This window comes from Streptomyces sp. NPDC042364 (genome assembly GCF_056437585.1).
Genome location: NZ_JBWKAJ010000026.1, coordinates 40,203 through 65,775, shown reverse-complemented (window position 1 = coordinate 65,775; position 25,573 = coordinate 40,203). Strand labels below are relative to the sequence as shown.

At 72.6% G+C, this 25,573-nt stretch carries 19 protein-coding genes and 1 pseudogene; 13 read left to right on the top strand and 7 right to left on the bottom strand.

Annotated elements, in window-relative coordinates; all coding sequences use genetic code 11:
- Positions 1–80 precede the first annotated feature (80 nt).
- Together AC067N_RS34370 and AC067N_RS34365 are read left to right on the top strand one after the other, a co-directional pair.
- Positions 81–983 carry a hypothetical protein gene (locus tag AC067N_RS34370; protein ID WP_478682853.1) on the top strand — a complete coding sequence of 301 codons (903 nt, stop codon included), beginning with the start codon at positions 81–83 and terminating at the stop codon, positions 981–983.
- 1,071 nt (positions 984–2,054) lie between these two features.
- Positions 2,055–2,987 carry a trypsin-like serine peptidase gene (locus AC067N_RS34365; RefSeq protein WP_478682852.1) on the top strand — a complete coding sequence of 311 codons (933 nt, stop codon included), beginning with the start codon at positions 2,055–2,057 and terminating at the stop codon, positions 2,985–2,987.
- A gap of 34 nt (positions 2,988–3,021) precedes the next feature.
- Here the strand turns inward: AC067N_RS34365 and AC067N_RS34360 are convergent, their stop codons facing one another.
- Positions 3,022–4,644 carry an N-acyl-D-amino-acid deacylase family protein gene (locus AC067N_RS34360; protein WP_478682851.1) on the bottom strand — a complete coding sequence of 541 codons (1,623 nt, stop codon included), beginning with the start codon at positions 4,642–4,644 and terminating at the stop codon, positions 3,022–3,024.
- Between the two features lie 133 nt (positions 4,645–4,777).
- Positions 4,778–6,052, bottom strand: a complete 1,275-nt coding sequence (locus AC067N_RS34355) for an amino acid deaminase (RefSeq protein WP_478682850.1) — start codon at positions 6,050–6,052, stop codon at positions 4,778–4,780.
- Positions 6,053–6,190: 138 nt separating this feature from the next.
- On the opposite strand from AC067N_RS34355, the gene AC067N_RS34350 reads away from it, so the two are divergent.
- The 4 genes from AC067N_RS34350 (at position 6,191) to AC067N_RS34335 (ending at position 9,336) form a co-directional block, all read left to right on the top strand.
- The gene (locus AC067N_RS34350; protein WP_478682849.1) at positions 6,191–7,306 is read left to right on the top strand and encodes a sugar kinase; all 1,116 of its coding nucleotides are present in this window, start codon (positions 6,191–6,193) and stop codon (positions 7,304–7,306) included.
- A complete protein-coding gene (locus AC067N_RS34345) occupies positions 7,303–8,064 on the top strand; it encodes an IclR family transcriptional regulator (RefSeq protein WP_478682848.1) in 762 nt (253 codons plus the stop codon). Before AC067N_RS34350 ends, AC067N_RS34345 begins: the two co-directional genes overlap by 4 nt.
- A gap of 17 nt (positions 8,065–8,081) precedes the next feature.
- A complete protein-coding gene (locus AC067N_RS34340) occupies positions 8,082–8,510 on the top strand; it encodes a RidA family protein (RefSeq protein WP_478682847.1) in 429 nt (142 codons plus the stop codon).
- A gap of 169 nt (positions 8,511–8,679) precedes the next feature.
- Positions 8,680–9,336: a prolipoprotein diacylglyceryl transferase gene (locus tag AC067N_RS34335; protein WP_478682846.1), complete on the top strand. Its 657-nt coding sequence runs from the start codon at positions 8,680–8,682 to the stop codon at positions 9,334–9,336.
- Positions 9,337–9,408: 72 nt separating this feature from the next.
- Here AC067N_RS34335 and AC067N_RS34330 read toward each other — a convergent pair whose 3' ends face one another.
- Positions 9,409–10,782, bottom strand: a complete 1,374-nt coding sequence (locus AC067N_RS34330) for a M14 family metallopeptidase (RefSeq protein WP_478682845.1) — start codon at positions 10,780–10,782, stop codon at positions 9,409–9,411.
- Positions 10,783–11,642: 860 nt separating this feature from the next.
- Here AC067N_RS34330 and AC067N_RS34325 point away from each other — a divergent pair.
- The 3 genes from AC067N_RS34325 (at position 11,643) to AC067N_RS34315 (ending at position 16,441) form a co-directional block, all read left to right on the top strand.
- A complete protein-coding gene (locus AC067N_RS34325) occupies positions 11,643–14,234 on the top strand; it encodes an ATP-binding protein (RefSeq protein ID WP_478682844.1) in 2,592 nt (863 codons plus the stop codon).
- Between the two features lie 217 nt (positions 14,235–14,451).
- A complete protein-coding gene (locus tag AC067N_RS34320; RefSeq protein ID WP_478682899.1) occupies positions 14,452–14,862 on the top strand; it encodes an ATP-binding protein in 411 nt (136 codons plus the stop codon).
- Between the two features lie 268 nt (positions 14,863–15,130).
- Positions 15,131–16,441 (top strand): Nramp family divalent metal transporter, encoded by a 1,311-nt coding sequence (locus AC067N_RS34315; protein WP_478682843.1) that lies wholly within the window; start codon positions 15,131–15,133, stop codon positions 16,439–16,441.
- A gap of 10 nt (positions 16,442–16,451) precedes the next feature.
- On the opposite strand, the pseudogene AC067N_RS34310 reads toward AC067N_RS34315, so the two are convergent.
- Positions 16,452–16,703: pseudogene (locus AC067N_RS34310) on the bottom strand (hypothetical protein); the annotation flags it as partial.
- A gap of 159 nt (positions 16,704–16,862) precedes the next feature.
- On the opposite strand from AC067N_RS34310, the gene AC067N_RS34305 reads away from it, so the two are divergent.
- The gene (locus tag AC067N_RS34305) at positions 16,863–17,708 is read left to right on the top strand and encodes a hypothetical protein (RefSeq protein WP_478682842.1); all 846 of its coding nucleotides are present in this window, start codon (positions 16,863–16,865) and stop codon (positions 17,706–17,708) included.
- Between the two features lie 204 nt (positions 17,709–17,912).
- Here the strand turns inward: AC067N_RS34305 and AC067N_RS34300 are convergent, their stop codons facing one another.
- The 3 genes from AC067N_RS34300 to AC067N_RS34290 form a co-directional block, all read right to left on the bottom strand.
- The gene (locus tag AC067N_RS34300; protein ID WP_478682841.1) at positions 17,913–18,959 is read right to left on the bottom strand and encodes a CU044_5270 family protein; all 1,047 of its coding nucleotides are present in this window, start codon (positions 18,957–18,959) and stop codon (positions 17,913–17,915) included.
- Positions 18,956–19,627, bottom strand: coding sequence for an RNA polymerase sigma factor (locus AC067N_RS34295; protein ID WP_478682840.1), 672 nt, complete (start codon positions 19,625–19,627; stop codon positions 18,956–18,958). The genes AC067N_RS34300 and AC067N_RS34295 overlap by 4 nt, the downstream gene beginning before the upstream one ends.
- A gap of 144 nt (positions 19,628–19,771) precedes the next feature.
- Positions 19,772–21,484 carry a chitinase gene (locus AC067N_RS34290; protein ID WP_478682839.1) on the bottom strand — a complete coding sequence of 571 codons (1,713 nt, stop codon included), beginning with the start codon at positions 21,482–21,484 and terminating at the stop codon, positions 19,772–19,774.
- 352 nt (positions 21,485–21,836) lie between these two features.
- On the opposite strand from AC067N_RS34290, the gene AC067N_RS34285 reads away from it, so the two are divergent.
- The 3 genes from AC067N_RS34285 to AC067N_RS34275 all read left to right on the top strand — a co-directional run bounded on the left by AC067N_RS34285 (position 21,837) and on the right by AC067N_RS34275 (position 25,256).
- Entirely contained in the window at positions 21,837–22,709 is an 873-nt protein-coding gene (locus AC067N_RS34285) for a hypothetical protein (RefSeq protein WP_478682838.1), read from the top strand.
- A 68-nt stretch (positions 22,710–22,777) separates the two neighbouring features.
- Positions 22,778–23,509 carry a Flp pilus assembly protein CpaB gene (cpaB, locus tag AC067N_RS34280; protein ID WP_478682837.1) on the top strand — a complete coding sequence of 244 codons (732 nt, stop codon included), beginning with the start codon at positions 22,778–22,780 and terminating at the stop codon, positions 23,507–23,509.
- A gap of 139 nt (positions 23,510–23,648) precedes the next feature.
- A complete protein-coding gene (locus AC067N_RS34275) occupies positions 23,649–25,256 on the top strand; it encodes a CpaE/TadZ family protein (protein WP_478682836.1) in 1,608 nt (535 codons plus the stop codon).
- Positions 25,257–25,573 lie beyond the last annotated feature (317 nt).

Here is a 25,573-nt window from a genome sequence, read left to right as displayed (position 1 = left end):
CACAGCACTAGAATCCGCCCCCAGGTCCGGCCGCCCCCCACACGGCTCCAGGGCACACGACATGAAGGCAATGAGAAGCGATGAATGGGGCGAATCGGGTGAACGGGGTGGACGGGGTGAACGAGGCGGATCGGGACGGTGAGACCTCCCAGGAACCGCCGAAGGTGTACCACCCGCTCGGCGACCCCTCCGCGGCGCCCGTGTACGACGCCTTCCGGGACCCGGCCGCCGCGCACGGCTGGCAGAACGCCTACGACGACACGGTGCAGCTCGACGAGGTCGTGCTCGACGACATCCGGGGGAGGGGCGGCGACGCCTCCGGCGGGCCCGGCGCCATCCCGGCCGCCCCGGCGGCGACCGGGGTGCCGGGCGCGGCGGACGGGGTGCCGGGGGGCGGCTCCTACGCGGCCCACCCGTACGAGGCCGCCCCTTACACGGCCGACTTCGACGGGCGCGCCGACCCGTACGCGCCGGACGGGGCGTACCCCGTAGGCGGCGCGGACCTGGGTGGGCGCCGCGCGCGGCCGTCGGGCGGCCGTCGGGCCACGCTCGGGCGGCGCCGGGCCCGGCGGCGCGGGGTCCTGATCGCGGGCGGTGTCGCCGCGGCCGTGGTCGTGGGCGCCATGGCTGCGGGGCTCGCCGGGGTCGGGTCCTCGGGCGAGGAAGGGCCGAGCGGTCCGGCGACCAGGGAGTCCGCCCCGGCCGACGGCCGTTCCGGCGGCGGGGGAGCGGCCACGCCTTCGGCCGGCGCTTCCTCCGACGCGACGGTGGAGGCCTCCCCCTCCGCCTCTCCGGGCGACGCCTCCACCGGCCCGTCCCCGTCGTCGGGCACCGCCACCGAGTCCCCCGACTCGACCCCGACGGCCACGCGTTCCGCCACCGCGCCCGGCCCGTCCTCCACGCCGACGACCGACCCGGGGGGCCGGGGCAACTCCGGGGGCAACCAGGGCCGGGGTCAGGGTGCGACCAAGGGGCCGAAGTAGGTTCCTGAGCCGGGGCGAGCCGGGGCGAGCCGGGGCGAGCCGGGTGGGCGGAGCCTTGTCACGCGGGCTGGCGCCCCCGGCGCGGAGCGCCAAGGGCGGCCACCCCGCGGTCTTCCTGCTGCGAGGCCCTGCGAGGCGCCGCCGAACCCTTCGAGCCGCCATGCCGCCAGTCATGCCGCCGGCCCTGACGCCTGACGCCATGCGCGCCGCAGCGCCTGCTGCCGCGCGCGCCCCACGCCGTGACGCCCGCCGCCGCGCGCGCCAAGACGCTGTGAGGCCCGCATCGCCGCGCGTGCCGCGACCCCCTGGGCCCGCCGCCGCGCGTGCCACGACTCCCCGGGGTCCGCCGCCATGCGCGTCACAGGCCCTGAGGCCCGCCGCCGCACGCGCAGCACGCCTGAGGCCCGCGTCGCCGCGCGTGCCGCGACCCCCTGGGCCCGTCGCCGCGCGTGCCGCGACCCCCTGGGCCCGTCGCCGCGCGTGCCGCGACCCCCTGGGCCCGTCGCCGCGCGTGCCGCGACTCCCTGGGGCCCGCCGCCATGCGCGTCACAGGCCCTGAGGCCCGCCGCCGCACGCGCAGCACGCCTGAGGCCCGCGCCGCCGTGCGTGCCGCGATGCCCTGACGCCCCGACGTCCCCGCGGCGCCGTCACACCTTGGCGGCGTGACGCCCTGACGAACCGCGGCCGACGTGGAGCCGTGCTCCGACGCGGCACTCCACCCCCTTCGCCCACCCCCTCCACTCCACCCCCCGCTCCGCCTCCTCCATTCCACCCCCTAATCGTTGATCGCCGACCATCTCCGGCTGAATTGCCCTCAGCTGAGTAGGCGTCAGAGGCGACCGCCGTGCTCGGACTTCCGTCGCGTTCTCCGGTCGGCCGCGTCCCAAATCACCGCATCCCCATCCGCATCCCCATCCGCATCCCATCCGCATCCCCACCGCCCCTGGCCGAACCCAGTCCGGCCGGAACCAACTCCTTGCCCGGCCATCACACGGCCCTCACAATGCGCATGACAAACTGCGGTGGCCGGAAGATCTCCCGTCACCCATGTAGCAAGAGAGGGACCCCCACATGAGAAAGCCTCTCGTTGCCGCGCTGTTCGCCCTGGTGATCACCGGGGCGGGCGCGGCACCGGCGGTCGCGGCGCCCCAGGCCGCACCGGAGCCCGTGACCGGGACCGTGCAGACGACGGTCGGAAGCGTCGTCGAGGCGGCGAACAGGACCGTGGCCGACGCGGCGGCCGAGGTGGCTCCGGCGGACTCCGCGGCCCAGGCCGTGAACTTCGCGGGCACCGTCTCGCTCAGCAACTGCTCCGGCTCCGTCGTCCGGATGCCGAACTCCGAGGACGACGACCCGGCCCTGGTGATGACCAACGGCCACTGCCTGGAGACCGGCTTCCCCGACCCCGGTGAGGTCCTCGTCGACCGGGCCTCCACCCGCTCCTTCGGACTCCTCAACTCGGCGGGCACCCGCGTCGCCACCCTCCGCGCCAACAGGATCGTGTACGGCACGATGACCGACACGGACATGGCGCTGTACCGGCTGACCACCACGTACGCGCAGATCAAGAGCTCGTACGGGATCAACGCGCTGACCTTCGACACGGCCCGCCCGGCCGTGGGCACCGACATCACCGTCGTGTCCGGCTACTGGAAGCGGACCTACGCCTGCGACGTCGACGGCTACGCGTACCGCCTCAAGGAAGGCGTGTGGACCTGGAAGGACTCGGTCCGCTACACCTCCGCCTGCCAGACCATCGGCGGCACCTCCGGCTCGCCGGTGCTCGACAACGCCACCGGCAAGGTCGTGGCCGTCAACAACACGGGCAACGAGGACGGCGGGCGCTGCACCGACAACAACCCGTGCGAGGTCGACGCGAACGGCACCGTCACCGTCCGCGAGGGCATCAACTACGGGCAGCAGACCTGGCACGTCCCGGCCTGCTTCGGTGTCGACAACAAGCTCGACCTGACCCGCAGCGGCTGCATCCTCCCCAAGCCGTAGCTCCCAGGGCCGTAGCCACGGCGCCGCGCCCTCATCAGGGGGCGCGGCGGACCGCCCGCCCCGCCAGCACGTCCGTCCGCCGGCCCTCCTCGATCGCGAACCGGCCGTCGACCAGGACGTACGGGAGGCCGGCGGGCAGGGTACGCGGGGCCTCGTACGTCGATCCGGCGGCGACCGTCGCCGGATCGAGGAGGACGAGGTCGGCGCGGTACCCCTCGCGCACGAGCCCCCGGTCGGGCAGCCGCAGCCTGGCGGCCGGGCGCGAGGTCAGATGGGCGACGCACTCCTCCAGGGACAGCACCCCCAACTCCCTTACGTACCGCCCCAGATAGTGGGGGAACGTGCCGTAGGCGCGCGGGTGCGGCTTGGCGCCGCGCAGGATGCCGTCCGAGCCGCCGGTGTGCACCCGGTGACGCATGATCGCCCGTACGTTCTCCTCGTGGCCGACGTGGTGGAGGATCGTCGCCCCCAGCCGGTCCTCGACGAGCAGCCGGCGCGCGGTGACCCAGGGCTCCTCGCCGCGCGCGTCGGCGGACTCCCGGACCGTCCGGCCGACGTACGCCGACAGCGCCGGGTCGGCGACCCCCGAGATCTCGACGGTGTCCCACTCGACCGGCACCCCATGGCATCCGTCCGCGCCGGCGGCCTCCAGCTCGTGCCGGATGCGAACGGCCGTGTCGTCGTCCTCCAGCCTGGCCAGCGTCGCCTCCGGCCCGCCCTCGCTCGCCCAACCGGGCAGCAGCGACACGAGGGTCGTGCAGCCGGGGGTGTACGGGTAGGTGTCGAGGGTGATGTCGGCGCCGGCGGCGAGCGCGTCGTCGAGGAGCGCGAGCAGCTCGGGGGCCCGGCCCCTGTTCACACCGAAGTTCATGGTGGCGTGGGCGAGATGGAGGGCGCAGCCGGCCTCTCGGGTGAGGGCGACCATCTCCCCGTACGCCCGGAGCGCGCCCGCCCCGTACGAGCGGTGGTGTGGGCAGTAGTAGCCGCCGTACTCGGCGACCACCCGGCACAGCTCGGTGAGTTCGGCGTCCTTGGCGTACATGCCCGGCGTGTACGTCAAACCCGACGACATGCCGACGGCGCCCTCGCGCAGCCCGTCCGCGACCGACCGCCGCATGCGGTCAAGCTCGTCGGGCGTGGCCTCCCGGTCCTCCCACCCCATGGCGAGCATCCGCACCGTGCCCTGCGGGACGAGGTAAGCGGCGTTCACCGCGATGCCCTCACCGTCGAAGCCGTGGTCGAGGCGGTCCAGGTACCCGCCCACCGAACGCCAGGTGAAGTCGATGTCCTCGCCGTAGCCGTTCCAGCCGGTGATCACCCGCCGCACCTCCTCGAGGGTCCGGTCGTCGACCGGCGCGTACGACAGCCCGTCCTGCCCGAGGACCTCCAGGGTCACGCCCTGCGCCACCTTCGCGGTGTGCTCGGGGTCCCGCAGCAGGGCGAGGTCGCTGTGCGCGTGCATGTCGATGAAGCCGGGCGTGAGCACCAGCCCCTCGGCGTCGAGCACCCGAGTGGCGGAGGGCCGCTGGCACCCGGCCGCGGCGGCCTCCTGGACGATGGAGGTGATCCTGCCGCCCGCCACGACCACGTCCGCGCGGTAGGAGGGGCCGCCGGACCCGTCGACGACCTCGGCGTCACGAATGACGACGTCGTCCATGTGTGCCACCTTTCGAGAACCACGCGGCGGACGAAGCGACGGACGGCGCGACGCCAGGCCGTGCCCGGTGAGGCGAACCCGGTCCCGGACGGGACCCCTCGGTAGGAACCCCCTAGAAGTCGGAAGGAACCCCTCAGAAGTACGTGCGGATGTACTCCACGACCGTCCCGTCCGCCTCCACCACCGGGATCAGCTTCCACTTGTCGAACGACGTGCACGGATGGGACAGCCCCAGTCCCACCCAGTCCCCGACCGACAGCTCCGCCCCCGCCTCCGTGCGCAGCCAGGCGTGCTGATCGGACAGGCCCGTCACGGTGATGCCGTCGCCCGCGTCGCGCACCTCGCCCGACCCGGCGTCCCGCACCACCTCGGCCGTCGGCAGACCGAGGTCGTACGCGGCGTCGCGTTTTCCGGCGTTCGCGAAGGCCTGCTCGGGGGAGGGGCGGGAGACGACCTGGGCCCAGAGCCGGAAGGCGGGCTCCAGGGCACCTTCCTCGGGTACCCGGTTGAACGGGGTCAGACGCCGGTAGTGCCCGGAGTCGTGCGAGACGTAGGCCCCGGATCGCAGCAGCTTCAGCACGGGCGCCGACAGCCCGGGGATCTCGGCGAACACCTCCGCCACCGCGTCGAACCACTCGCTGCCGCCCGCACTGACGACGATCTCCTCCAGCCCTGCGAACCGCCCGGCCCTGTCGAAGCCGACGGCCAGGGCGACGAGCCGCCGCAGCCAGGCGCTCACCCGTCCGGCATCCGCGTCGGGCACATTGGCCTCGTACCCGGCCACGCCCACCAGTCGCAGCGTCTCGACCCCGGCCACCGCGTCCGCAACCGCCGCGCACTCCGCCTCCGTACGGACCCCGGTCCGCGCGCCCTCGCCCGCGGCGAGTTCCACGACCACGTCCAGCGGGCGCGCGCAGCCCCGCAGCGCGGCGTCCATCAGCTCCACTCCGCGCACGGAGTCGACGTAACAGACGAGCCGGAACGACGGATCGGAGGCCTGCTCGGCTGCGATCCAGCGCAGCGCCGCCGGGTCCACCACCTCGTTGGCCAGGAACACCCGCTCGATCCCGAACTCCCGCGCGACCCGCACCTGGTGCGGCACGGCCAGCGTGATGCCCCAGGCACCCCGCTCGATCTGCCGCCAGAACAACTGCGGCGCCATCGACGTCTTCCCGTGCGGCGCGAACGCCAGACCGTGCCGGGCGGAGTACGCCTCCATCAGCGCCAGATTGTGCTCAAGGCGCTCTGCGGACAGCGCGAGCACGGGCGTGGTGAACCCACCGGTGAACAGGTTCCGGCGCTGGCCGGCGAGTTCCTCCACGGTCAGCCCGTCGGCGTCCGGGGGGAGGCCCTTGAAACGGTGGTCGACGCGTTCGGCGGCGAGACGAGCGAGCGCTTCGACACCCATGAGAGCCTCCCTGACAAGCTGTGTTGCACCATCTGCAATGTCCATTGCATATATCGCTGATGGCTGTCTAACATCCCGGCGAGCACCGGGTCAACGGTGTCCGCCGCTCCATGCCCACGACGAGGAGCCCTCACCATCGTGACCACCGACGGGCTTCCTGCCCCCGAAGCCGCACCGGTCGTCGTGGACGTCGTCGCGCTCGGCGAGTCCATGGTCACCTTCCTCCCCGCCCGCCCCGGCCGCCTCGCCGACGTCCCCTCATTCGAACGCGCCATCGGCGGAGCCGAGTCCAACGTCCTGTGCGCCCTCGCCGCCACCGGCCACACCACCCGCTGGGTGAGCCGCGTCGGAGCGGACGGCTTCGGCGACCACCTCCTCGAAACGATCGCCTCCCACGGCGTCGACGTCTCCTCCGTACGCCGCGACCCGGACCGCCCCACCGGCGTCTACTTCCGCACGGCGGCGGACCGGGCCACCGACGCCCACGAGGTGGCGTACTACCGGGCCGGCTCGGCGGCGTCCGCGATGACCAGGGACAACACGGACCTGACAGCCGTACGCGCCGGCCGGGTCCTCCACCTGTCCGGCATCACGGCCGCCCTCTCCGCCTCCTGCCTGGCCCTCCTCAGGGAACTGACGGCACCCCACCCCGACCGCCCCCTCGTCTCCTTCGACGTCAACCACCGCCCGGCCCTCTGGCACCACCCCGACGACCCCCGGGTCCTCCTGGACCTGGCCCGCCACGCCGACCTCGTCTTCGTCGGCGAGGACGAGGCGGAGGAGGCCTGGGGCATCACGGGCGGCCCGGTAGCGATCAGGGCGGCACTGCCGGAGCCGACGACCCTGGTGGTGAAGCAGAGCGCCCACGGCGCCACCCTCTTCCGGCGCGGCACCCCCGAGGCGGTCGTCCCCCCGGCCCCCACCGCCCCCAAGCCGCCCCACCCCACCGACACGACCACCTTCGTACCGTCCCCCCACGTGGACGTCACGGCCCCCGTGGGCGCGGGCGACGCCTTCGCCGCCGGATTCCTCTCCGCCACCCTCCGCGCCCTGCCCCCCAAGGCCCGCCTCCGCCACGGCCACCTCATGGCCGCCGCCGCCCTCACCTGGCCCGGCGACCTCGGCCCCCCGCCCACCCGCCACCACGCCGACCGCCTCGCCACCCTGGACGACCCCACGTGGGGGAGACTTCGACTCGCCCCCGGCTGGACACAGGCACCGGACCGGGCCGACGAGGAGGTACGCACCCCATGAGCCAGACCGTCGACCGCGCGCTCAGCATCCTGCCGCTGCTCGCCGAGGGCCCCGCCGACCTCGGCCAGGTCGCCGACCGTCTGGGCGTCCACAAGTCCACGGCCCTGCGCCTCCTCCGTACCCTCCACGAACACGGCCTCGTCTACCGCCAGTCCGACCAGCGCTACCGCCTGGGCGCCCGCCTCTTCGCCCTCGCCCAGGAGGCCGTGGAGAACCTCGACATCCGCGAGATCGCCCACCCCCACCTCGTACGCCTCAACGAGCAGTGCGGCCACACCGTGCACCTGGCCGTCTACGAGGAGAACGAGGTCCTCTACATCGACAAGGTCGAGAGCCGCTACCCGGTCCGCATGTACTCCCGGATCGGCAAGCCCGTGGCCATCACGGTCGCCGCCGTCGCCAAGCTGTGCCTCGCCGACCTCCCCGAGCCCGAGCGCCGCGCGCTCGCGGAGAAGCTCGACTACCCCATGTACACGTCCCGTTCGACCCCCAACGCCGCCGCCTTCCTCAAGGAGCTGGCGAAGGTCCGCGAACAGGGCTGGGCCACCGACCTCGGCGGCCACGAGGAGTCCATCAACTGCGTCGCCGCTCCCGTCCGGGGCGCCGACGGCCGGGTGGTCGCCGCGATGTCGGTCTCCGCCCCCAACGTCGTCGTCACCGCCGACGAACTCCTCACCCTGCTCCCGCTGGTGCGACGTACGGCGGACGCGATCAGCGGCGAGTACTCCGGAAGAACCCCAGCGACGGACCCCGTCTGAACGACAAGGACACCCGTATGACCGAGAAGACCGCCCTGACCCCGAAGACCGCCCTGACCCCGAAGACCCACACCACCCCGCCCGCCAAGTTCTCCCACGGGGTCCGCAAGGGGAACATCCTCCAGGTCGCCGGCCAGGTCGGCTTCCTCCCCGCGGTCGAGGGGCAACCCCCCACCCCCGCGGGCCCCGGCCTCCGTGAGCAGGCCCTCCAGACCCTCGCCAACGTCCAGGCGGTACTGGAGGAGGGCGGCGCCACCTGGGACGACGTGATGATGATCCGCGTCTACCTCACGGACGTGGACCACTTCGCCGAGATGAACACGATCTACGACGAGTACGTCGGAGCCCACCTCACCACGGCCCCACCCGCCCGCACCACGGTCTACGTGGGCCTCCCCGAGGGCCTCCTGATCGAGATCGACGCGCTGGCGGTCCTGGACGCCTGACGATCACCCCGTCCCGGAGGGCAGAAGGCCCGAAGGGGGCGCGGGGCACCACGCGACCAGCCGTGGCCGTGGCCTGGCCCTGGCCCGGCGCGGAATCGGAGGCCACAGATGCGGACATATGCCGGGCCCGACTGTTCGAGGCACAGGATCGTCGACCATACTGCCCGCTGTGGAGCAGCGCATTGGTTCGAACAGCCAGCCCCTGGCCGCCGCCGCGGTCGACCCGTCGCACATCCCCGGACTCACGGCACCCGTGTCCGTGACGAAGGAGAAGCAGGAGGAGCCGGAGGACATCAAGCCGACGGAATCCGCCGAGCAGGCGGAGACCGCGGAACCGGACGAGGCTGCCCCGGCCGGCGGGTCCGCCGCGAGGACACCCGAAGCCAAGGCCGATGCACGGCCCGAGACCAAGGCCGACACCGAGTCGGACGCCGAGGAGGAGGCCGTCGAGGGCCCCGTCTTCGAGGCCGCCGACCGCCGCGCGAAGATCGTCGCCGACCACAAGGGCGTACGGCTCCGGCTGGACGACCAGGAGTGCGAGTTCCGCTGGGACGAGATCGGCGCGATCGAGACGGAGTCCCCCCGCTTCGGGAAGCGCTTCACCGTCACGGTCCACACTCCCGACCGCCGCTGGTACCCCATCGAGATCGAGGCGAAGGCCAAGTCCGAGCACGCGGAGTGGGAGACCCGGATCGACGAGGTCCTGGACGCGTACTTCGAGGACGGCGAGGACAAGGAGAAGGACCCGGCCGAGCCCGCGAAGGCGGACGACCCGGCCGAGCCCGAGGACGCCGCGAAGCCGGAGTCCGGCGACGGCGACGACTAGAAGGGGGCGCGGGGAACCGAGCGACCAGCCCCGACGGGCCCACGGTTCCCCGCGCTCAGCGCCGGCCCGGCGCTAGCAGTACTGCGCCTCCTTGCCGATGGACCGGTACATGCAGTCCGAGTTCTCCAGCAGCTGCAGCACCGCGTCCCGGTTGCGCGCCGTCTCCCGGGCGATGACCTCGTCGGGCGGGTAGAAGCCGCCCCCGCCCGCGGACCGCGGGTACATCTCGAAGGTGTAGCCGAAGATCTTCTGGTTGCCCCACAGCCAGTCGTCGATCGACCCGTCCGTGATGTAGAGGTCACTGGACTGCTCGGGCGTGTACCCGTTGCTCGCTGCCATCTTCCCGCCGACCGTCGCGAACGCGTTGCGGTCGTCGGCCGTCATCCCGGTCGTCGTGTCCGCGGTCGTGTACCCGAAGGGCCACAGCACCAGCTCGCTGTACGTGTGGAAGTCGATGGCGGTCTTGATCTGCTGCGCCCCACCGACGACCCGGCTGCGGACGAAGTTCGCGACGACCTTCACCTCGGGCGCGGACTCCGCGGCCGTACCCCGGTAGGTCTCGGAGGACGGTGAGCCGGACGAACCGCCGCAGCAGCCCCAGCGGTAGTTCCAGTTGCGGTTCATGTCCGTGCCGACGTACGACGAACCGCTGTTGGGCTGACGGTTCTTGCGCCATGAGCGGTACGAGCCGCTGGCGATGTCGTACTCGCCGCCGTCCGGGTTGAGGTCCGGGATGATCCAGATCTCGCGGTTGTTCACCATGTTGGTGACACGGGAGTCGATGCCGTAGTCGGAGGTCAGCTCGTTCAGCAGGTAGAGCGCCATCTCGACGGTGAGGTGCTCACGGGCGTGCTGGTGGTGGGTGAACAGCACCTCGGGCTCGGCCTCGTCGGTGCCGACGTTGTCGCTGATCTTGATGGCGACGATGTTCCGGCCCTGGTACGAGGTGCCGATGACCCGCTGGCTGACGATGGAACTGTTCGCCGCGACCACGGAGTTGATCTCGTTCGTCATCTCCGCGTAGTTGTGGTAGCGGGAGTCGGCGGACGGGAAGTCGAAGAGCCGTACGTCGTCCTCGCCGTTCGACCGGTCCGGCACGGCGCCGAGCGGGGTGACCTCGTAGCCCTGCTGCTTGAGCTTCCTGATCTGGTCCGCCCGGCCGGAGACGAAGACCGAGTGGTCGTCGGCGTCGTCCACCGACACACCGGCCTTCTGGAGAGCCGTACGGGACGCGGTGTCCGAGTGCATGTGGACCTCGTACTGGCGGATGTCGTCCGCCGAGGCCTTCGGACGTTCGGCGCTGGTCGCCGTCGCGTCCGTGGTGGTCGCGGCGACCGGCGCCGCGAGCGCCATCGCCAGCAGGCCGACCAGGGCGGCCGTGCGGCGGCCCGATCTCCTGCCCGGGCCGCCGGGCACCGCTGATCTGCCGCGAATGCGGAGTCGCATGAAGTCTCCTACTTTCTCCAGGAATTCCGGGGTCTCCGGAGTGGGGAGTGGAGCGGGGGTGGATCCTTGCGACGTGCCTCCGGCCCGCCGAAGACCGTGGGGGTGATCGTCGGGCCCTGGTGCGGGTGTGGCGCTCATGGTGCGGCTCTGGCATGACCAGGTCAAGAGTGGCCGGCGTGCGCACCCGGTTCGCGTGGCCGGAAGGGGCCGCGAATTGGCCGGGTGGGGGCGTGGCCGACCAGGTGGGTGCGCGGGGCCCGCGCGCCGATGTCGCGCCGCCCGCCTCGCACCGTCGAAAGTCGCGCAGTGTACGCGTGTTGAGCCCGACTCGACCGCTGCCGCGCCAGAGTGCACCCGCAGGTGTGAATCTCGGTGTGATGCCGTGCGAACGCGGCGACAGTGGGAAGCCGCGCAGTAGGAGCCCCACACTCCGGCAACCCCCTCAACTCACTCCAGAGGACTGGCTGATCATGGGCGGATCAGCGCCACGCCGGGAACGGAACACGCCGCGCACGCCGGAAACACCGGGCACTCTCGGCACGCCGGGCACCCTCGGCACGCCGGGCGCGCGGGAATCCACGCGCGGGCCGACGACGCCGCGCACCACCTCGACACCGCCGGGGACGTCCGCCGCGGCGGATACGCCGGGTGTGTCGAGCAAGGGCGACGGGCCGGGTGCACCCGGCGCGCCGAACGCACGCGGCGTTCCGGGCGCCACACGGAAGGCGCCACGTACGCGGAGTAAGCCGAACTCCTCGGGTGCGCCGGGCTCATCGGGTGCGCCGGGCTCATCGGGTGCGCCGGGCTCATCGGGGGTGACGGGTGCCTCGCCTACGCCGGGCGCGTCGCGTACGCCGGGTGTGTCCCGTCCCCCCGGTGTGTCCCGTACGGCGGCTGTCCCGACCACGCCCATCACGCCCCGCACACCGACCGCCTGGCTGCCCGTCCCTGTCCACACGCCCGCCCCCGCTCCCGCTCCCGTCCCCGTCGAGACGACCTCATTCGTCGACCGTCATCACGAACTCGCCGAGGGGCGGCGTCTGCTGACGCGCAGTCGGCTCGTCACGCTCACCGGACCAGGCGGTGTCGGGAAGACGCGGCTGGCATGGCGCATCGCCGCTCGCGCGGAGCGGGCCTTCCCGGACGGTGTTCGCGTCGTACACCTCTCCGATCTGCACGACCCCGCCCTGGTGCCCGCGGCGGCCGTGGAAGCGCTCGGGCTGCCCGATCCGCCCACAGCGAGCGCGCCCCTCGACGCGATCGTCCGACGGGTGGGCGACCGCCGTCTCCTCCTGGTCCTCGACAACTGCGAACACCTGCTGCCCGCCTGCGCCGACCTCGTCGCCGCCCTGCTGCGCGGTACCACCGGCGTCCGGGTCCTCGCCACCAGCCGTCACCGTCTGGCGCTCACCGAGGAACACCTCCTGGAGGTGCGCCCCCTCCCGGTGCCCGATCCCGACGGCGACCTGGCCGACCCCACCGCCCACCCGGCGCTCGCCCTGTTCGCCGACCGTGCCGCCGCCGTCGTCCCGGGCTTCACGCTCTCCCCCGCGAACCGTGCCTCCGTGGCCCGTCTCTGCCGGCGTCTCGACGGCCTCCCGCTCGCGATCGAACTCGCCGCCGGACGTCTGCGCGTCCTCGGCGTCGACCAGCTCCTCGAACGCCTCGACGACCGCCACCGCCTCCTTGCCGCCGCCGGTCCAGGCGTCGACCCCCGCCACCGGACCCTGCGCGCGGCGGTGGACTGGAGCCATGACCTCTGCACCCCCGGGGAACGGTCCGTCTGGGCCCGGGCGTCCGTCCTGACCGGCAGCTTCGACCTGGAGACAGCGGAACGCGTATGCGCGGACGCCGCGACGGAGCCCGGCACGGGCGAGGACCCCGGTACCCCTGTCCGCACCGGCACCGGCACCGGCACCGGCGCCGACGACGCCCCCTCCGCCCTCCGCACCCCGTACGACGTGCTGGAAGCCGTCGCCGGGCTCGTCGACAAGTCCGTGCTGACCTGTGAGGAGCACTGGAGCGGCACCGTCCGCTACCGCCTCCTCGACACCCTCCGCCACTACGGTCTCGACCTGCTGCGCCGCACCCCGGGCGCGGAGGCCGACGCCCGGCGGCGCCACCGCGACTGGACGCAGCACCGGGTGGCGGCGTACGAGCGGGCGTGGTTCGGGCCGGGCCAGCGGGAGATCGCCGCACGGCTCCGCGCCGATCAGGACAATGTGCGTACGGCACTCGAGTTCAGCCTCACCACGCCCGGTGAGGCCCTGGCCGGGCTGCGGCTCGCGGGCAGCCTGTGGTTCCACTGGTACGCCTGCGGGGCACCGGGCGAGGGCCTGCACTGGCTGGAGCGCGCCCTGGACGCCAACCTCGAGCCCACCCTCGAACGCGCCCGCGCCCTGTGGGCCGCGGCCCTCCTCCTGACCACCGGCGGCGGGGAGATCCCCCGAAGCCGCCGACTGGCCGCCGAGGCCCGCGAACTCGCCCTCAGCCTCACCCGACCGGCCCCGACCGCCCCCGCCGACGCCGACACCGAGCCCGACGCCGACACAGCGGCCCGGACCACGCACGCCGCGGCCGAGGCCGCCCACGCCGAGTGCGTCCTCGGGCTGATCCTGCTGTCCGGTGAGGACCCCACCGGTGCCGTCGCCCACTACGACTCCGTCCTCGCCGGCGCTCCGGCAGCCGGCCACCTGCCCGCCCTCGCCGCCCTCAACGAGGTCCGGCTCGCCCATGCCCTCGTCCTCCTGGGGCGGACCGACCCTGCCGAGGCCCTCTGCGAGCAGACCCTGCGCCGCTGCGAACGGCACGGCGAGGACTGGGTGCGGTCGTCCGCCCTACGGACCCTGGCACTCGCGTACACCGCGCGGAAGCAGTGGCACCGGGCCGAGGCGCACGCCTGCGAGGCGCTGCGCCGCGGGCTCGCCCTCCATGACGTGGTCGGCATCGCCCTCGCCCTCGACCTGCTGATCGACATCACCGCCGCCCTCGGCGCCCGCGAACGCGCCGCCGTCCTCCTCGGCGGCACGGACCGTCTACGGGTCGGCAACCTTCCTCAGGATCAGGCGAGTTCGGCCCGGCGGGGCGGAGACGGCACCCGCCACCGGGACAGCGCGAACCGCCTTCGCCGGTCCCTCGGCCGGGCCCCCTTCGAGCGGGCGTACCGGCGCGGCGGCACCCTGGGCCTCGACGAGCTGGTGTCGTACGCACTCCAGCAGGAACCCCGGCAGGCCGTGCCCGAGACCCCGGTGCCGCTCACCGCACGCGAGATCGAGGTCGCCCTGCTCGTCGCCGAAGGGCTCGCCAACCAGCAGATCGCGGACCGCCTGGTCATCGCCCGCCGAACCGCCGAAGGCCATGTCGAGCGCATCCTCGGCAAGCTCGGCTTCCACAACCGCAGCCAGATCGCCGCCTGGGCCACCACCCGGGCCTTCGCGGCGGAGCGTCCGTGAACGCTACCCGCGCATGGGTTCATACATGCCGATCAGCCTTGTAATGCGTCAATTGCGGACGTACCGGGGCGCGAAACAGGTATATGCACTCAGGGAAACGGGTAATCCTCCCCGTGTGCCGCACCCCCGGCGCGGCAACCCTGGAAGCATGCTGCAACTCTCCGGGGGACCCCTTCCGGATTCCGGCCCCCACTTCGCCTCGTACTTCCAACCGCCCATGGGCGCGGGTCATCTGAGCGTCGAGTACGACCCGCGCCCGACCGCCGCCGCCGAGGCGCGTGCGGAGGTCCGCAGGCGGTTGGAGGAATGGGGACTGCTCGACCAGACCGACATCGCGGAGCTGCTGGTGAGCGAACTGGTCACCAACGCCCTGGTGCACGCGGAGAGCCGTCTGAGGATGACCCTGTCCGCGGCGCACGGCGTACTGCGCTGCGAGGTGTCGGACACCGACGGGCGCGCGCCCCGGGTGCGCCGGGTCGCGGAGATATCGGAGAGCGGCAGAGGGATGTTCCTGGTGGATGCGCTCGCCGGGCGCTGGGGCTGCCACCAGGACGGGCCGGGCAAGACCGTGTGGTTCGAGCTCGGCACGTGCGGGTCCGCCGGCTGTGGTCGGCGACGGCCGGCGTAGCCCGCGGAGTTCCGTGCAGCCGCCTCGTCGGCCGCCCCGGAACCACAGCCCGGGCCCCGGCGGCTTCCCGGCCGCCGGGGCCCGTCCCCTGCCACGACCCCCTCCCGCACCCCCGAACCCGCAGCCCCCGAGCCCCGAACCCCCGAACCCCCCAACCCACAGCCCCCGACCCCCGGAACCCACAGCCCCGAACCCCCCGAATCACCCCCGCGTTCCTTCACCGCACGCCCTCTTGTGCCCGCCCCGGCTTTACGCTTTCTTGATCCGCATGGCGGACACCACGGACAACACAGCCACAGGGGAAGCCACTTCGGCCCCGCGCAAGTCCAGTTGGAAGTACATCGGCCCCGGCATCGTCGTCGCCGCGACCGGCGTCGGCGCCGGCGACCTGGTGGCGACCCTGATCGCCGGCAGCAACTTCGGCTACACCCTGCTCTGGGCGGCCGTCCTCGGCTGCCTCGTCAAGATCTCCCTCGCCGAGGCCGCCGGCCGCTGGCACCTGGCCACCGGCCGCACCCTCTTCGACGGCTGGGCGAGCCTCGGCCGCTGGACGACGTGGTTCTTCGTCGTCTACGTCGTCGTCTGGGGCTTCGCGTACGGCGCGGCCGCCATGTCGTCCAGCGCCCTGCCCCTGCAAGCGCTGTTCCCGGACGTCATGGACCTCGAATGGTGGGCCATCCTCTGCGGCCTGTCCGGTCTGGTCTTCGTCTGGTTCAACAAGTACGCGGTCTTCGAGAAGGTCATGACGGTCCTCGTCGGCGTCATGTTCCTGGTCACGGTCTACCTCGCGATCCGGGTCACCCCGAACCTCCCCGAGGCCTTCGCGGGCCTCCTCCCCGTCCTGCCCGACGAGAAGGACTCGATCCTCAACACCCTCGGCCTGATCGGCGGCGTCGGCGGCACGATCACACTGGCCGCGTACGGCTACTGGGTCAACGCCAAGGGCTGGACCGACGCCGGCTGGATGAGGATCATGCGCCTCGACAACCGGGTCGCGTACGTCACGACCGGCGTCTTCGTCATCGCGATGCTCTTCGTCGGCGCGGAACTGCTGCACTCGGCGAACGTCGCCATCGCGAGCGGCGACAAGGGCCTCATCCAGCTCGGCGACATCCTGGAGGACGAGTACGGCCCGGCCACCGCCAAGTTCTTCCTGATCGGCTTCTTCGCCACCTCGTACACCTCCCTCATCGGCGTCTGGCACGGTGTGAGCCTGATGTTCGCCGACTTCGTGGCCCGCTACCGGACGAAGGGGGCGGTGAAGGGCGAGGAGGTCGCCTCCGGTGAGCGCGAACGGTCCTGGCCCTTCCGCGCGTACCTCCTCTGGCTGACGTTCCCGCCCATCGTCCTGCTCTTCCAGGGCCAGCCGTTCCGCCTGATCATCCTCTACGGCGTCCTCGGCGCGGCCTTCCTGCCCTTCCTCGCCGCCACCCTCCTCTGGCTCCTCAACTCCTCCCGTACACCCCGGGAATGGCGCAACGGCATGGTCAGCAACGCGATGCTGGCGCTCGCGGGCCTGCTGTTCCTGGTCCTGTGCGTGAAGCAGATCTGGGACCAGAACTGGGCGGACTTCTTCTGAGCCGACCGCGTCACCCGAGCCTGCCCCATTCCCGGCTGGTGGCGATGTCCTTCAGCTGGGCCATGGTGAGGGCGGGGGTGTCGCGGGTCGCGGCGGTGTGCTGGGCGCCGGAGTTGAAGGCGCTCACCACGACACGGGTGCCGTCGGGCCGGAGCGTGTCCACGGTCCACATCACGACCCCCGCGCCGCCCTTCTCGCCGGGCCCCTGCCGAGTGACGACCTTCGTCCCGTCGGGCAGGGTCTCGGCGCCGGGCCCGAACAGCGAGGTCGGCCCGCCCGGCTGCACCATCTCTGGCTTCTCCCTGCCGGGCTCGTCGGCCTGTCACTCCTTTGATGCGGTGGCCCCCGGGGAATGTTTCACCGGAGGCAGAGGGATACGGTGCGGTACGAGTCACACCGACGGGGCAGAAGGACGAAACCCATGGACCAGCCGGAACAGGGCCACGAGCCGACTCCGAGACCGGGGCGGCAGCCGGAGCCGGAGCCGGAGCAGCGCCAGGAGCCGCAGCGGCCGCCGCAGTCACCGCCGTGGGCGCCGCCGGGAGGCCGGCCGGGGGAGCAGGAGGGGGCCGCGGGCGCGCCCCAGCCACCAAGCCACCCGGAGGCTCCGCCGGGACAACAGCCGGGCACCGGGCAGGGCTTCGGCCCACCACCCCCGCCGTACGCGCCACAGGTCCCGGCCCCGCAGCCGTACGGGACGCCGCCCTCTCCGCCAGCCCCGGCCCCGCAGCCGTACGCGCAGCCCCCGCAGCCCTACGCACAGCCGGCGCCGCAGCCGTACGCCCCACCGCAGCAGCCGTACGCACCCCAGCCGCAGCCGTACGCACCCCAGCCGCAGCCGTACGCACCCCAGCCGCAGCCGTACGCACCCCAGCCGCAGCCGTACGCCCCGCAGCCTTATGCGGCGCAGGCGCACCCGTACCCCCAGCCGCCGCACCCGTACCCACCCGCCGCCGCGGCAGCGGCCCCGGCGGTCCACGACGGCACCGGCCCGGAGTTCCTGGCAGTCGACCGCCACAACTCCATCGTCATCGACCCGTCCGGTGTCGCCTTCGAGGACCACGGCGTCTCCGTCGACTTCCCCTGGCCCGAGATCCGCAGCGTCCACTACAAGGCGAGCCCCAACGGCAAGGCCCTCATGGTCGCCGTCGTCCACCTGGACGGCAGCTTCTTCGAGTGCAGGGTCGAGGCCAAGCCCCGCACCCGCCTCCACGCGTGGTTCCCCCATCTGGCCCAGGTGCTGGGCCACTACCGTCCGATGGGGTAGTGGCGCACGTGAGAGCAAGCCGTAACGCAAGGTGCCGGGTTGGCGGGGCAGGCGGGTCTTCTGGCGGAGCGTGCCGCGGCCGAGGGCGTCGTGCTCGTAACGGACGTTGCCCGCACGGGTGATGCGGGTGTCACCAGGGGCGGTCGCGCCCCCGGTTCGGCGCCGGCCAGGCCCGCCCGCCGATGCGGGCGGGCCCTCGCCCGGCTACGCTGCCGGCCGCTCCCGCCATTCGTCGACGACGGCCCGCTCGAGCACCGCCGTCTCGTCCATGACCGTCCCCTTCTTGCCCATCGGCCCGTCGGCCGTCAGATAGCTCCGTCGGCCGATGTACGTCAGCGTTTCCCGGTCGAAGATCCACTCGGTGGCCCAGGAGGCGCGCTCGTCGACCCGGCGGATGCCGACGCCGTGCCGCCCCGCCGGGTCCACCGCGTCCTCGATCCGGGTCACCCCCGGGATCCTCGCCGCGGCCTCGTACAGCGCGGCGGCGGTCTCCGGCGGCATGACCGCGCCGAGCAGCTCACCGATCTTGTCGAAGACGGCCTGCGCCTTCTCCTGCCCCTCGAAGGTCCTGGTCAGGTCGTAGAGCCGGTCGAGGAGTTCGTCGGGGTCGGTCGGCAGCGACGCCAGCCACTTGTACGTGGGACGGTCGATGCCCGCGGGCACCCCCGGCGACCCCGGCGGCAGCAGCTCCCGCACCGGGAAGTAGGCGCCGTTCTCGTAGGCCAGGCCCAGCTGCTTCACCGGGCCGGGCTCCTGCGTCACCCAGCTCTCCACCTCGGCCGGCTTGCCCGGCACGAACACGCTGTCCTCGTCCTCGGCCTCCGCCCCGGCCGACAGACTCCTGACGTACACGAACTGGTCGTCGCGTACGGGCGTGACCTCCTTCTTCGCGGCCACCTCGGCGATACGGTCGAGCAGGACGACCGCGGTCTCCCCGTCGGACGGCCGCACGCCGAGACCGGAGTCCGTGGTGGTGACCAGACCGACCGTCAGGGCCCCGGCCAGCGCCAGCGCGGCGGCGGGCATCCACAGTGCCGGGCGCCGTATCCGCAGGCGCGGCCCGCGGGCGGCGCCGTCCGTGCCACGGGCGGAGGCCGGGGGAACGGCGGTCGTGGTCGCGGGAGCGAACGGGGCGTCGGCCCGGTCCTCGTCGATGAGTCGCATCAAGCGGTCCTTGTGGTGGGAGAGGCGACCAGGGGGGACGTCCCGCTCGGGTGGGGGCGGCAGCAGTCGGGCCAGCTCCTCGTTCATCGGGAACCCTCCTGAATCTCCTTGAGTCGAAGGGCCGCGAACGCGGCCTCACCCTCTACCTCTCCGCGGCGGCGCCCCGGTTCCTCACCTTTTGCGACGGATTTCCCGCGCTGTTCGCCCAGCCGCTCGTCCGTCAGCCGCCGCAGCCGCTCCCTCGCCCGCGACAGCCGCGACCGGACCGTCCCCACCGGCACCCCCAGCGCCTCGGCCGCCTGCGTGTAGTCGAGCCCCGACCACACGCACAGCGCCAGCACCTCCCGCTCGCCGCGCCGGAGCCGCCCGTACACCTCCCGTACGGCGGCGAGCCGGCGCGCGTCGTCGAGGCGGCCGGCGGTCTCGTCGGCGAAGTCCGCGACCGGGGCGGGGGAGGGGCGGCGGGCCAGGAAGGCCAGCCGGCGGCCGATGCCCCGGTTGGCGTTGCGGGCCTTGTTGGTCGCCATGCCCAGCAGCCACGGCTTGAGCGAACCGCCGTCCGGGTCCAGTTGCTCCCTGGTGCGCCAGGCGTCGAGGAAGGTGTCCGCCATCACCTCCTCGGCCGTCGACCAGTCGCCGGTGAGCCGGTAGGCGTGGTTGTAGACGGCGCGCGTGTACGCGTCGTAGACCTCGGAGAACGCCTCCCGGTCACCGGCCCGTATCCGCGCCCGCAAGGGGTCGCCGGCCTCACTCATCTCGTATGCACCTCTTCCACCTCACACCCTTGCCTCTCCGGCGGGTGAGGCGGGTTCCGGTGACGTGCACCACAGTGCCCAGGCGGAGGTGCGTCCGCCGACGGCACCCGATGGCACCGCCGGCGGACCGGTCACCCGTCGCCCCTACGGCAGCCCGTGCACGTGCGGCCCCACCGCGTTGGACCACGCGTTGCCCGCCGTCGCGTCCCAGTTCGTCGACCAGGTCATCGCGCCGCGCAGGTCGGGGTAGGTCCGCGGCGGCTTGAAGGAGCCGCAGTTCGTCCCCCGGGTGAGGCAGTCGAGCGCGTTGTTGACGATGCCCGGCGAGACGTGGCCGCTGCCCGCGCCCCGCGTCGAGGCGGGCAGGCCGAGCCCCACCTGGGAGGGGGCGAGGCCGCCCTCCAACTGGATGCAGGCCAGCGCGGTCAGGAAGTCCACCGAGCCCTGGCTGTAGACCTTGCCGTCGCAGCCCAGCATGGAACCGCTGTTGTAGTACTGCATGTTGACGACGGTCAGGATGTCCTTCACGTTCAGCGCCGTCCGGAAGTACGCGTTGGACGTCGACTGCATGTCGATGGTCTGCGGGGCCATGGTGAGCACCATCGAGGGACCCGCCTTCGCCGACAGGGCACGCAGCGCCTGCGTCATGTACGTCGCGTCGAGGCCGTTCTCCAGGTCGATGTCGACGCCGTCGAAGCCGTACGTCTGCATCAGCGTGTACACGGAGTTCGCGAAGTTCGTCGCGGAGGCGGCGTCGTTCACGGCCACCGTGCCGCGCTCACCGCCCACCGAGACGATGACCTTCTTGCCCGCGGCCTGCTTGGCCCTGATGTCCGCCTTGAACTGGTCGACGGTGTAGCCGCCGAGGCCCGCCGAGTCGAGGTTGAAGGTGACCGCGCCCGGCGTGGAGGTGGCGTCGGCGAAGGCCACGGCGATGATGTCGTACTGCGACTGGACGTCGGACAGCTTCTGGACCGTCGCCCCGTTGTCGAAGTTCTGCCAGTAGCCGGTCACCGCATGCCGGGGCAGCCCCGTACCGGGACCGCCGGGTGCCGCCGTCGTCGTTCCCGTCACCGTCGCCGACCTGGCCGACTCGCCCGCCGCGTTCGTCGCCGTGACCTGGAAGGTGTACGAGGTCGACGCCGCGAGTCCGGTCACCGTGGCGGACGTGCCGCTGACGGCCTGGACCTTCGTGCCGTTCCGGTGGACGTGGTAGCCCGTCGCGCCCGGCACCGCGTTCCACGCCAGCGACACGGACGAGGACGTGGTGCCCGAGACGGTGAGACCCGTCGGGGCGGACGGGATCGTGGGCGGCTGGTCGCCGCCACCACCGCCGTCGGGGCCGAACACCGACACGTCGTCCGCGAGGTACGCCGCCTGCCCGTACCAGCCGTGCGTGTACACCGTCACCGAGGTCGTCGAGGCGCCCGTCGTGAAGGTGGTGGACAACTGCCTCCAGGCCGTCGAGTCCGGGGTCCACGTCGACACGTCGGTCGTACCGGTGCCGCTCGCGCCCAGATACGCGTACCCGCCCCGCACCCAGGCGCTCAGCGTGTACGTCGAGCCGGGCTTCACCGCCACGGTCTGGACGCAGCGGGCGTTGTCCTGCCCGGCCGGGGTGGCCCGCAGCGCGGCCGCCCCGCCGTGCACGGGGGAGGAGACGGTCGTACCGCTGCCCGCCGAGCACGTCCAGTTCGCGAGACCCGACTCGAAGCCGGCGTTCCTGACGTTGTTGATGTCGGCGGCGGACGCCGGGGCCGCGCCGGTGAGGGTGAGGCCGGCGGCGGCCAGTACGGCGGTGACGGCTCCCGCCGCCCATCCGCGTATGCGTGAGGGTATGCCTGGGACGCGGTCCACTTGTGCCTCCGGTGGGGAGTGGGATGAGGACGGTGGCCACCGCTGGACGTACAAGTTGGTCCAGACCAATCAGGTTGTCAATACTCCGCTCCGGGCACCCTTCACCCGTACGGGTATCCCAACCGGCGCCTTCGTCCGCCGAGTTGGGGCATATGCGTCTCACTCTGTGTGGATACGGCCCGCACCTTCGGTGAGTTGATCAAGGAGATTCGGTGTTGATCGGGCCATGCCGTGGATATGGTGCTGATGCAAGACGATGCAGGAGGGACGGCGAGTCGCATGCCGCCCTCTCAGGGGCCGACTGAGGCGGTGGTCCGACCACCCCGCCGCAGTGAACGGGGTGGTGTGCAGCGTGCCGACCGCGATAGCCGTCACCAGTTCCGGTCTGGTGCTCCCACCGCACGACCGGCAGACCCCGCCCGCAGCCGTACAGCCGCAGGAGACGCTGGAGGGCTCCCTGCTCGGCATGCACGCGCTCATCGAGCAGCACGGTTATGTCATCGCCCTCCACCAGGCGTCCGGCGCGACGCCGGAGGAGCTCGCCCTCACCCGGCGGCTCCAGACCGTCCGCTCCGTCCTGGAGAGCGACCGCATCGCCCTGCTCGGCGTCGACCTGCCGCCGCTCGGACTCGCCCTGCTCGCCCAGCAGTTACGGCAGCTGTCGGCCTGCGACTTCAGCCCGGGGGTGCTCGCCTCCTCGGTACGCCTCCTCGCGCACTACATCTACGCCGGGGCCCTCCTCGGCTCGGTCGCCAGACTCGACCGCATCCCGGTCACCCTCAAGGCGCACGCCAAGTCATGGTTGCCCGGGGCCCAGTTCGCCGTACTCGCGACCCCGCGCCCCCAGCTCGTCCGGCTGAACGTCCCCGACCAGGAACCGCTGTCCGGGCCCGAGTTCGGCACCCGGCTGCTGGTCGCGCAGGGGCCGCAGCCGCCGTCCGACTGGGTGACCGCAACCCTCGCGCCCGCCTGGAACGTGCAGGGCGCCGCCACCGTGCCGCTGCCGGAGGGGTCCGTGCGCTGGTGGGGGACCGGCAAACTCGTCGAGTTCGCCGCCGGGCTCTCGGACGTCTCCGTGCTCTACCAACTCGTGTCCTCCGTACGCCGGGAGACCTGCCACTGGTGCGGCCTGGAACTCATCGGCGACCGCTGCGGATTCTGCGCCGCCCCGCTGCGCGAACCCGAGCCCGCCCCGGACCGCGCCCTTCCCCGAGGCGCCCCATGACGGACGTCCACCCCCTGCGCAAACAGGTCCGCTCCCGTGCCCGGCACGTCCCCACGAGGTGAGATTCAGTGAACTCGCGCCAGCGCCGCGGCGTCGTCCTGCTGGTCCTGTCGGCCCTGTGCGCCCTGGCCGCCTTCGCCGGCGTGCTCTCGGTGATCCGCGACGTGAACTCCAAGGTCGGGCCGGAGGTGACGGCATACCGGCTGAAGGGTGCCATCGCTCCGTACAAGGAGCTGTCGGCGGGCCAGTTCGAGAAGATCTCGATGCCGAGGCGATGGCTGTCCGACACCGCGATAACAGACCTCGCCGACATCCGCGGCAAGATCGCCGTCACCCGGCTGGAGAAGGGCTCCCTGCTCCAGTCCGACATGATCGTCGACCGCCCCGAACTCAAGCCGGGGCAGCAGGAGATCGCGATCATGATCGACGCGTCGACCGGTGTGGCCGGCAAGATCAACCCCGGATCACTGGTCAACATCTACGCCACCTTCGAGGAGAAGGACAGCGACTCCGGCAAGGACACCTCCAAGTTGATGGTCTCCGACGCCCGCGTCATCGACGTCGGCACGCTCACCCCCCTCGAACCCGGCCAGTCCAGCAGCGAACGCCGCCGCACGGTCACCGAGGCGGTCCCGATCACCTTCGCGCTCGACACCGCCGACGCCCAGCGCGTCGCGTTCGCCGAGTCCTTCGCGGAGCACGTCCGTCTCGCCCTCGTCGGGGGCGGCGACGCCACGGTCGTCGTACCGGACGACCGCTCGTACACCCTCGACGAGGACAAGAAGGAGGCCGCGCGATGAGGTCGGTCCGGAACGTCCGCACGAGGACACCACGAACGGGGGTGCGTCGAACGCCCCCGCGGCTGGGCATGCTGATGAGTGAACAGGCGGTCCCTGAGGCGCGGCCCGCCGGCTCCGTCACGGGAACGGGGAACCGCCGATGACCATCCGCATCCTCCCCGCCGTCGGGGACATCGACTCGGCCCGCGCCCTGTCCACCCTGCTCGGCCAGCTGGCCGACGCCGAACCGGCACCGCCCGTGCCCGACTCCACCGCCCTCCTCGACACCCTGGCGCGCCTCGCGGCCGACTCCCTCGACGAACTGCCCGAGGTCGTCCTGGTCCACGAACGCATCGGCCCGGTCCCCGCACTGGACCTGGTCCGCGACCTTGTTCTGCGCTTCCCGGCGGTCGGCGTCGTCCTCGTCACCTCCGACACCAGCACCGGTGTCCTCACCGCCGCCATGGACTCCGGCGCCCGCGGCATCGTCAACCTCCCCCTCTCCTACGACGCCCTCGCCGAACGCGTCCAGGCAGCCGCCGCCTGGTCCACCGGCATGCGCCGCCACCTCGGCAGCGCGACACCCGAGCTGTACACGGGCCCCGGCGGCACCGTCGTCACCGTCAGCGGCGCCAAGGGCGGTGTGGGCGCCACCGTCACCGCCGTCCAACTCGCCCTGGCCACCCAGGCGTCCGGCCGTACGGTCGCCCTCCTCGACCTCGACCTCCAGTCCGGCGACGTGGCCTCGTACCTCGACGTGCAGTTCCGCCGCTCCGTCGCCGACCTCGCCGGGATCACGGACATCAACCCCCGCGTCCTCCAGGAGGCGGTCTTCGCGCACGACACCGGCGTCTCCCTCCTCCTGGCCCCCGCCGAGGGAGAACGCGGCGAGGAGGTGACGGACCGCGTCGCCCGCCATGTCCTCGCCACCCTGCGCTCCCGTCACGACGTGGTGATCGTCGACTGCGGCTCCCAGATGAACGCGGCGACCGCGGCGGCCGTCGAGATGGCCGACCAGGCACTCCTCCTCGTCACTCCGGACGTCGTCGCCGTCCGCGCCGCCAAACGCATGGTCCGCCTCTGGGACCGCCTCCAGATCCGCAAGGCGGAGGAGACCCTGACGGTCGTCAACCGCCACTCACGCGGTACGGAGATCCAGCCGTCCCTCGTCGAGAAGGTCACCGGCACCAAGGTGGCCCGCAACGCCGTCCCCGCCGCCTTCAAGGAGCTCCAGTCCGTCGTCGACGCGGGCCGCCTCCAGGACCTGGACACCCGCTCCACGGTCAAGCAGGCCCTGTGGTCCCTGGCCGGCGAACTCGAACTGGTCACCGTCCAGGAGACCGGAGGCGGCCGCCGCCGCAAGCCGTCCGACCGGGGCGCCCTCGTCCTGCGCCGCAAGGGCGGCGACCGGGGCTCCATCACCCTCGAATTCGCCGGGATGTTCCCGCTCCTCCTGATCGTCATGACCATCCTCTGGCAGGCCGCCCTCTACGGCTACACCTACTCCCTCGCGGGCAACGCCGCCGACGAGGCCGCCCGCGCCGCGACGGCCGCCCACGCGATCGACGGCGACGTCCCCGGCGCCTGCCAGGCCGCCGGCGCCCAGCACCTCCCCGCCGCCTGGAGCGACACGTCCATCGACTGCGCCTCCAACGGCACGGTCATGAAGGCCGAGGTCCAGGCCCCCGTCCCCCTCTTCTTCCCGGGCTTCGACGCGGGCTGGACGGTAAGGGGCGAGGCAGGCGCCGCACTGGAGCAGACCCCATGACCCCCAAGGAGGTCCAGCCACACACCACCCGGGCGCAGGCCCTCGCGGCGGGTGAGCCGCGTACGGGTGAGTGGGCGCATGTCGCGGGGGCGGCGCAGGCCCTCGCGGCGGGTCAGTCGCGTACGGACGCCAGGGGGTGTGTCGGGGGGTGTCCGCCCGCAGCGGTTGGCGCGTCAACCCGTCCGGCTTCCCGGGAGACCGATTCCGCGCCGTTCCGAGGACGGACACCCCCCGGCGCGCCCCCGACCCACCCCACTCCCGAAGGCGCCCCACCCGCACCCCCGCGCACCCGCCACACCAACGACCGAGGCGCGGCC

Coding starts and splice junctions, on each gene's coding strand:
- AC067N_RS34370 (WP_478682853.1), top strand. CDS start 81: ATGAATGGGGCGAATCGGGTGAACGGGGTGGACGGGGTGAACGAGGCG.
- AC067N_RS34365 (WP_478682852.1), top strand. CDS start 2,055: ATGAGAAAGCCTCTCGTTGCCGCGCTGTTCGCCCTGGTGATCACCGGG.
- AC067N_RS34360 (WP_478682851.1), bottom strand. CDS start 4,644: ATGGACGACGTCGTCATTCGTGACGCCGAGGTCGTCGACGGGTCCGGC.
- AC067N_RS34355 (WP_478682850.1), bottom strand. CDS start 6,052: ATGGGTGTCGAAGCGCTCGCTCGTCTCGCCGCCGAACGCGTCGACCAC.
- AC067N_RS34345 (WP_478682848.1), top strand. CDS start 7,303: ATGAGCCAGACCGTCGACCGCGCGCTCAGCATCCTGCCGCTGCTCGCC.
- AC067N_RS34340 (WP_478682847.1), top strand. CDS start 8,082: ATGACCGAGAAGACCGCCCTGACCCCGAAGACCGCCCTGACCCCGAAG.
- AC067N_RS34330 (WP_478682845.1), bottom strand. CDS start 10,782: ATGCGACTCCGCATTCGCGGCAGATCAGCGGTGCCCGGCGGCCCGGGC.
- AC067N_RS34320 (WP_478682899.1), top strand. CDS start 14,452: ATGGGCGCGGGTCATCTGAGCGTCGAGTACGACCCGCGCCCGACCGCC.
- AC067N_RS34315 (WP_478682843.1), top strand. CDS start 15,131: ATGGCGGACACCACGGACAACACAGCCACAGGGGAAGCCACTTCGGCC.
- AC067N_RS34305 (WP_478682842.1), top strand. CDS start 16,863: ATGGACCAGCCGGAACAGGGCCACGAGCCGACTCCGAGACCGGGGCGG.
- AC067N_RS34300 (WP_478682841.1), bottom strand. CDS start 18,959: ATGAACGAGGAGCTGGCCCGACTGCTGCCGCCCCCACCCGAGCGGGAC.
- AC067N_RS34295 (WP_478682840.1), bottom strand. CDS start 19,627: ATGAGTGAGGCCGGCGACCCCTTGCGGGCGCGGATACGGGCCGGTGAC.
- AC067N_RS34275 (WP_478682836.1), top strand. CDS start 23,649: ATGACCATCCGCATCCTCCCCGCCGTCGGGGACATCGACTCGGCCCGC.